This is a genomic window from Edaphobacter sp. (assembly GCF_035532915.1).
GTDB lineage: Bacteria > Acidobacteriota > Terriglobia > Terriglobales > Acidobacteriaceae > Edaphobacter.
In genome coordinates, this window is sequence record NZ_DATKQC010000012.1 from 21,696 (window position 1) to 27,695 (window position 6,000).

Annotated in this window: 6 protein-coding genes; all 6 read right to left on the bottom strand. The window is 57.5% G+C overall.

Annotation, left to right across the window (positions count from 1 at the left end; all coding sequences use genetic code 11):
- Entirely contained in the window at window positions 1–1,434 is a 1,434-nt protein-coding gene (lysC, locus tag VMU57_RS00505; protein WP_414648583.1) for a lysine-sensitive aspartokinase 3, read from the bottom strand.
- The gene (gene asd / locus VMU57_RS00510) at window positions 1,431–2,540 is read right to left on the bottom strand and encodes an aspartate-semialdehyde dehydrogenase (RefSeq protein WP_325379679.1); all 1,110 of its coding nucleotides are present in this window, start codon (window positions 2,538–2,540) and stop codon (window positions 1,431–1,433) included. Before asd ends, lysC begins: the two co-directional genes overlap by 4 nt.
- A 122-nt stretch (window positions 2,541–2,662) precedes the next feature.
- Window positions 2,663–3,478, bottom strand: a complete 816-nt coding sequence (locus VMU57_RS00515; protein WP_325379681.1) for a carboxypeptidase regulatory-like domain-containing protein — start codon at window positions 3,476–3,478, stop codon at window positions 2,663–2,665.
- A 28-nt stretch (window positions 3,479–3,506) separates the two neighbouring features.
- Window positions 3,507–4,547 carry an isocitrate/isopropylmalate dehydrogenase family protein gene (locus VMU57_RS00520; RefSeq protein WP_325379682.1) on the bottom strand — a complete coding sequence of 347 codons (1,041 nt, stop codon included), beginning with the start codon at window positions 4,545–4,547 and terminating at the stop codon, window positions 3,507–3,509.
- Between the two features lie 11 nt (window positions 4,548–4,558).
- Complete coding sequence (gene nrdR, locus VMU57_RS00525; protein WP_158910194.1) at window positions 4,559–5,032, bottom strand: transcriptional regulator NrdR; 474 nt, start codon at window positions 5,030–5,032, stop codon at window positions 4,559–4,561.
- A gap of 118 nt (window positions 5,033–5,150) precedes the next feature.
- The coding region (locus VMU57_RS00530; protein WP_325379686.1) for a lysylphosphatidylglycerol synthase domain-containing protein at window positions 5,151–6,000 on the bottom strand (850 nt) is incomplete at its 5' end.

The window sequence follows — 6,000 nt, forward strand, 5'->3', positions numbered from 1 at the left end:
CTATGCTTTGACTGCAACTGGAACCCGAGCCGCCACATCAAAGACGGTCTCGTCCGGATCTGCGAAGAATTGCTTGTGCAGGCTGCGCACGGCCTCTTCGACATCTTCCTCGTCGATCATGAAGCTCATGTTGATCTCGCTTGCTCCTTGAGAGATCATGCGCACGTTCACATGGCTGACCGCGCTGAAGACCTGACCGGCAATGCCATTGTGGCCGCGAATGTCCTCGCCCACCAGGCACACCAGCGCCTTGCGGCCTTCGTATTTAACGTCCGCGATTCTGCCAAGTTCCTCGCAGATCTCCGGCAGCTTCTCATTCGAGTCCACTGTCAACGAGATGCTCACCTCGCTGGTCGAAACCATGTCGATCGCGCACTTGTACTTGTCAAATACATCGAACACGGCCTTGAGATATCCGTGGGACATCAGCATCCGGCTTGCGACGACATCAATGATGGTCAGCCGCTTCTTCGCGGCAATGCTCTTGAAGGGGCTGGCGCACTTCGGAGCCAGCGCCGTGATCTTGGTGCCTTCGTTTTCAGCGTTGCGCGAATTCAGCACCCAGACAGGAATGCTCTTCTGGACGGCAGGAAGAATCGTGGCGGGATGCAACACCTTCGCCCCGAAGTAGGCCAGTTCCGCCGCTTCTTCAAAGCTGATCGTCTTGACCCGCAGCGCATCCGGGCAGATGCGAGGATCGGTTGTCATGATGCCATTGACGTCCGTCCAGATTTCGATGGCGCCAGCGTGCATGCCGCCGCCGACCAGGGCAGCGGTGTAGTCGCTGCCGCCCCGTCCCAGCGTGGTCGTGATTCCTTCTATAGTTGCTCCGATGAATCCGCCCATCACCGGAGTCTGTCCAGCTTGGATCAAGGGCAGAACCAACTCCGCGAGCTTCGACTCAATCGCGCCTTCCTGCGGTACTGCCTTGCCGTAGTTGCTGTCGGTCACAATACAGGTGCGCGCGTCGACATGCGCGCCCTGCAGGCCACGCTGTTCGAACGCCGCTGCGACCATGCGGCTCGAAAGCCGCTCTCCAAAGCTCACCACCAGATCATTGGTGCGCGCGGTCAGCTCACCTACCGCGGCAATACCGCGCAATAGATCGTCCAGCGCATCGAACTCATGGTTGACGGTCGGTTGCAACTGGACGAAGCGTTCGCCGTCCAATAGGTCGGCAGCTGTATCGATATGCCGGTGCCGCAGCCTTGCGCTGATGGCCAGTGCGCCAGCCTTGTCATCGCGTCCTGCTGCGGCAGCCGCAGCCAACAGTTGGTCAGTGACCTTTGCCATTGCCGAGACAACGACAACAGCTTCCAATCCACGCTCTCGGCGACCACGGACGATTGCCGCGGTCCGGTCAATCGCTTTGGCGTCCTCGACCGATGTTCCGCCGAACTTCATCACTACCAGTTGTTCACGTACTGTGCTCAAGCCATCACCGCCACAGTCGGCGCTACAGCCACGCTTAACTTATCCAATTTGCCCAGCAGCGCCAGAACTTCGGCATTCAACACGGCTGCTCCTGCCGCTCCGCGAATCGTATTGTGCGACAGCACAACAAACTTCCAGTCCAGCAGGCTGCATTCGCGCAGGCGACCAACAGTTGTGGTCATGCCGTTGCCGCGCATCCGGTCCAGACGGGGCTGCGGTCGGTCTACCCCAGCGTCGTATTCCACAGGCTGAGAGGGGGCCGTCGGCAGATGTTGTCCTTGCAGCGGCAGAAATTCGCTCCACGCCGCCAAAATCTCTTCTCGTGTGGCTTTCTTTCTCAGCTTGATGCTGACGCACTCCGTATGCCCGTCTTCGACCGCCACGCGGTTGCAGTGTGCGCTTACCTTCGCATCCAGCATGTCAACTTTTTTGCCGGTCAGCGTGCCAAGCAGCTTGCCGACCTCTTCCTGCATCTTTTCTTCTTCGTTTTTGATGAAGGGCACCACATTGCCCATGATGTCCAGCGAAGGAACACCGGGATATCCCGCACCGCTTACCGCCTGCATCGTAGTCACAAAAACACTCTCAACTCCGAACCGCTCTTCCAGCGGCTTCAGAGCCATGACCAGGCCGATGGTGCTGCAATTGGGATTGGTCACGATGTAGCCCCCCTTGCCGCCGTTTTCTTTGCGCGAGCTCTGCGCTTCGATCAGCGACAGATGATCGGCATTGACCTCAGGAACGACCAGCGGCACATCGGCAACCATGCGGAATGCGCTTGAGTTTGAGATCACAGCGCAGCCCACGGCGGCAAACTTCGGCTCCAGCTCGCGCGCAATGTCCGCGTCGAGCGCGGCGAAGATAATCTTCGGCAGCTCTCCCACCGTGCCTTCGGGCACGTTCGGCTGCATCGTCATCGCCGCAATGTGCTTGGGCAGCGCCGTGTCCAGCTTCCAACGGCAGGCTTCGCCGTATGTTTTGCCCGCGCTGCGATCGCTCGCCGCCAGCCACGCAATCTCAAACCACGGATGATTGCTCAATAATTGAATAAATCGCTGCCCGACCATACCGGTCGCGCCCAGAATTCCGACCTTGCGCCGTTCCATATCTTCAAGAATAACGCGGCGTGGCCATTACCGTCACACGCACTTTGGCTGTTTACCGCCGGTGGGGTGCATTTCGGGAGAATCAGGCTGAGAGACCGGACAGATACGCGGCCCTCGTGGCTCTATTTCTTGATCGAAAAGGTAAAATTCGCCGCTTCCGTCGCATGGGGCTTGACCGTAACCGTCATCGTCTGCTCGCCCATCTTTTCGTGGACTGCCGCCAGGATATAGGTGCCTGCCGGTAAGCCCTTGATCTCAAAGTGTCCATTGCCATCAGTCACAGCGAAAAAGGGAGTGGCAGAGACATTGATAAATGCATTCATCCAGGGATGGTTGTTGCACCGCACCGGCATCATGATCTCAGGCTGAGGAAAGCTCTTTACCTCGGGTGCGCCTTTCGGTCCCTCAGAGATATCAATCTCTTTATTGGTTCCAGCCGCGGGGATGGTGTGGATGTTATGCATGGTTCCGTCCGAGTTGCGGAATTCGATCGACCCTCCACGCATGATTGCGATCACATGGGGGACGTATTTGCAGCCAATCTGATCCAGAACGACGGGAGCGACCGAGGTGGCAGGGGCAGACATCGCTGCCGGAGGGCCGCTTTTGATGTAGAGATAGACATTTGCGAGCTTGCCGTCATGAACGACATACTGCTCGGCGAAGTTGTCGCCGCCCATCATGGAACATACAGGGTCCTGGCTCATGTCGATGCGGATACGCTCGGGAGCCTTGCCCGCGAAATGTACCGTCCCGCTGACTGACCCCAGCGTTGCAGGATCTAGCGGCGCGGCTGGTTGAGCAGGGGCAGGAGTCGCATTCGTCTGAGCGGTCTCCGGACTCGTTTGGGCCGGTGTAGGTGGCTTGCAGCCCGTGAACCCAAACACCATGCCGCCCATCACTATTCCAGCCGCCAGCCAACTCAACCTCTGCTTCATGCCAACCTCGCTCCTGTATGTTTTGCTTCTATGTCGTTGCTGTCTGCGACATCTCCATCGCCTGCAATACCTCATCTGCAAATGCCTTTGTCCCGCTTGTGCCGCCGACGTCTTTCGTCAGTGTCTTGCCCTCTCGATAGACCTGCTCCAACGCATCTTGTACACGATTCGCTGTCGCGCTTTCGCCGATGTGATGCAGCATCAGAACAGCACTCTGCAGCAATGCCGTGGGGTTCGCCATATCTTTTCCAGCAATGTCCGGGGCGGAGCCATGCACAGCCTCAAAGATCGCGCACTCCGTCCCGAGGTTCGCTCCGGGCACCAGGCCCAGGCCGCCTACAAACGCGCTGCAAAGGTCGCTCAAGATATCGCCGTACAGATTCTCTGTCAGCAGAATGTCGTACTGATAAGGATTCATCACCAACTGCATACAGGTGTTGTCGACGATGTGCTCCGCATAGCTAACCTCGGGGAAGCCCTCGGCAACCGCCCGGCAGCACTGCAGAAACAAGCCATCGGACAGCTTCATGATGTTCGCCTTATGGATAGCGTGGATCTTCTTCCGCCCGTGCTTGCGCGCGTAGTCGAAGGCAAACTTCGCGATCCGCGTCGAGCCTTTCTCGGTAATGATCTTCAGCGCCTGTACTACACCCGGGACAACCACATGCTCGAGTCCGGCATACAGGTCTTCCATGTTCTCCCGCACGATGATCAGATCGATGTTGGGATAATTAGTCTTCAAACCGGGAAGGCTCTTGACCGGTCGGAAATTGGCGAACAATTCGAATTTTTGACGCAAGGCCACGTTGATCGAAGAGAATCCGCCGCCAATTGGCGTCGTCACTGGGCCTTTGAGTGCCACTCGATTTTCTTCGATCGAGTCATAGAGTGCCTTCGGGATGTACTCCCCGGTCGTCTCAAACGCCTCTGCTCCGGCCGCATAACGGTGCCATTCAAATGCGACGCCCGTAGCTGCTCCTGCTGCCTCGACGATCTTTACCACCGCGCCTGAGACCTCCGGGCCAATGCCATCGCCCGGAATCAACGTAATCTTATGAGTTTTCGCCATACATCCTTCTGCTATCGCCGTTTCTTTTGATCTTTACCGTTCAACAGCTCTTCCAACTCAGCCTTGAACTCACTCACGTCTTTAAAATCCCGATAGACACTGGCGAAGCGGATATACGCCACCGTGTCGATGTCTTTCAGCCGCATCATGATCTGTTCGCCTACCTCGCTGGTCGAGCGCTCGCGCTCAGGCGAGTCCACCACATAGGCCTCGGTCTCATCTACGATCTGCTCGAGTTTTACGGCGGAGACCGGACGTTTCTCGCACGCATGAAGCAGCCCGCTCAACACCTTCTGGCGGTCGAACTTCTCGCGGCGGCCGTCCTTCTTCACAACCATGTAGGGGATTTCATCGATCCGCTCATAGGTGGTAAACCGCTTGTGGCAGCCTTCACACTCGCGGCGGCGGCGGATGGAGTCCGCATCTTTACTCTCTCGTGAATCAACAACTCGATCCTGGGCAAAACCACAGTAGGGGCACTTCATCGTAATATTTCGATTCTAGCAGCGAGAGTCCAATAGAACCGACCGCGGATCGCACGGATTGGCGCGGATAAAAACGGAGGATGCGTTTATCCCCGGCCTTATCCGCGCCAATCTGCGTCTATCCGTGGTCGACGGTCGTATCCGGTATTCCCGACCCGTGGCCCGCAGCTTCACTCTCGTCTGCGACCTTTTTCAGGCTCACATGTTCGATTCGCGAATACACCAATCCAGTCGGAATAATGCAGAGGGAGGTTACTAACAACAGCACGGCTCCACATGCCGTAGCAGCCTCAACCGGAGCGCCATAGAATTCGTGCATTGCTGTTGCCGTCACGGCAATTTGCGTAAACCAGCCGATGATGGGTGGTTGCAGCACCGATCCGCCAATGCTCGCTGCCATCAACAGCATCGTCCGCGAAAAGGTCAATCCGGCCAGCTCCGGCGTCTGCACAAAAGCATGAGCTGTTTGCACGTATGCCGACCCGATCATCCCCCACATCGCCAAAGAGAGGAGAACCGCTATGCCGAAGTCGCGTTTTGACGACAGCGCATTCAGTCCATCGCGGAATCCGATGATCTTTGTCGCGATACTCTCCCCCACCGGTTTTGAGAGCCGTCCCAACGTCGCTCGCGCAAATCCTGCGACGACTCCTCCCGAGACTCGCACGACCCCTGCAAAGATAGCAATCACCAGCGTCAGGGCAAGACTCAACTCCCCGGCGTGCACGAAGACTTCATGGTGAGGAAGGTCTTTGGGAGTAAACGCCAGCGCGCTTGAAAAGATCACCGCAGCGGCGCCGAGATCGAACATCCGCTCGATCGTATACACCGCGACCTGCGAACTCAGGGGCAGCGCAACACGCCGCGACACAAGGTATGGCCGGGTCAGGTCAGCCAGACGGCCAAAGAGTGCCACTGCCGTAAACCCAATAAATTGTGATCCCAGCAGGGCGTGAGCGGGAACTTTT

Excerpts from the sequence above, each read along its gene's own strand:
- nrdR (WP_158910194.1), bottom strand. The coding sequence starts at position 5,032 with ATGAAGTGCCCCTACTGTGGTTTTGCCCAGGATCGAGTTGTTGATTCA.
- VMU57_RS00515 (WP_325379681.1), bottom strand. The coding sequence starts at position 3,478 with ATGAAGCAGAGGTTGAGTTGGCTGGCGGCTGGAATAGTGATGGGCGGC.
- asd (WP_325379679.1), bottom strand. The coding sequence starts at position 2,540 with ATGGAACGGCGCAAGGTCGGAATTCTGGGCGCGACCGGTATGGTCGGG.
- VMU57_RS00520 (WP_325379682.1), bottom strand. The coding sequence starts at position 4,547 with ATGGCGAAAACTCATAAGATTACGTTGATTCCGGGCGATGGCATTGGC.